Source organism: Tianweitania sp. (genome assembly GCF_032053605.1).
Classification (GTDB): Bacteria; Pseudomonadota; Alphaproteobacteria; order Rhizobiales; family Rhizobiaceae; genus Tianweitania.
Window position 1 is genome coordinate 1 of sequence record NZ_DAMBUH010000005.1, and the last position, 1,154, is coordinate 1,154.

Annotated in this window: 1 protein-coding gene and 1 pseudogene; both read left to right on the top strand. The window is 64.2% G+C overall.

All coding sequences use genetic code 11. From position 1 onward, the window contains the following. Positions 1-335 (top strand): annotated as a pseudogene (locus RTX98_RS02375) (ABC transporter ATP-binding protein); the annotation flags it as partial. Continuing rightward, positions 332-1,154, top strand: an 823-nt coding sequence (locus tag RTX98_RS02380; protein ID WP_416223053.1) for an ABC transporter permease, incomplete at its 3' end; no start/stop codon positions are given. The pseudogene RTX98_RS02375 and the gene RTX98_RS02380, both read left to right, overlap by 4 nt.

Here is a 1,154-nt window from a genome sequence, read left to right on the forward strand (position 1 = left end):
CGCTGTCCGGCGGCAATCTGCAGAAGTTCATTATCGGGCGCGAGCTTGACCGCCAGCCGTCGGTGATCGTCGTCAACCAGCCGACCTGGGGCGTCGATGCGGGTGCTGCGGCGCGCATCCGGCAGGCGCTGGTGGAACTGGCGCGGGCGGGCTCGGCCGTGCTGGTGATCAGCCAGGATCTGGACGAATTGTTCGAGATCGCTGACTTCATCGCTGTCATGCATGACGGGCGCCTGTCGAAGCCGATGCCAACGGCAGAAGCGACATCAGAGGCGATCGGGCTGCTGATGGGCGGCGCGGAACCCGGCCATGCCGCACATGAGGCCGCCGCCTGATGCGCTTCGAACTGGTCAAGCGATCGCAGCAATCCAAGCTGTTCAGTGCGCTGTCGCCGTTTCTGGCGCTGGCGCTGACGGTGATCTGCGGCGCGCTCATCTTCGCCGCCCTCGGCAAGAGCCCGGTGGATGGGCTGTATTACTACTTCGTCGAGCCGCTGCTCGAAGTCTGGTCGCTGCATGAGCTGGCGATCAAGGCAGCACCGCTGATCTTGATCGCGGTCGGGCTGTCGGTCTGCTTCCTGTCTAACAACTGGAATATCGGCGCGGAAGGGCAGTTCATAGCGGGCGCGATTGCCGGCTCGATCCTGCCGGTGATGTTTCCCGACTTCCAGAATGGCTTCGTTCTGCCGCTGATGCTGCTGATGGGCGTGCTCGGCGGTGCGGCGTATGGTGCGGTGCCTGCGCTGTTGAAGACGCGCTTCGGCACCAATGAGATCCTGACGAGCCTGATGCTGGTTTATGTCGCGCAGAACTTTTTGGATTGGCTGACGCGCGGGCAGTGGCGCGATCCGGCCGGCAATAATTTTCCGCTGACGCGGCGCTTCCATGCCGATGCTGTGCTGCCCGAAGTGCTGCCGTCGTCGGGGAGCGCGCATTGGGGCATCGTCTTCGCGCTCGTGGCGGCTGTGGTCGTGTGGTTCATGATCAGCCGGACCATCAAGGGTTTCGAGGTGCGGGTACTGGGCGAAAGCCCGCGCGCAGGACGTTTCGCGGGCTTCTCCGCCAAGCGCATGGTCTTCTTCGCATTCCTGGTGTCCGGCGGTCTAGCCGGGCTGGCGGGCATCTCGGAAGTGGCGGGCGCGATCGGCTATCTGC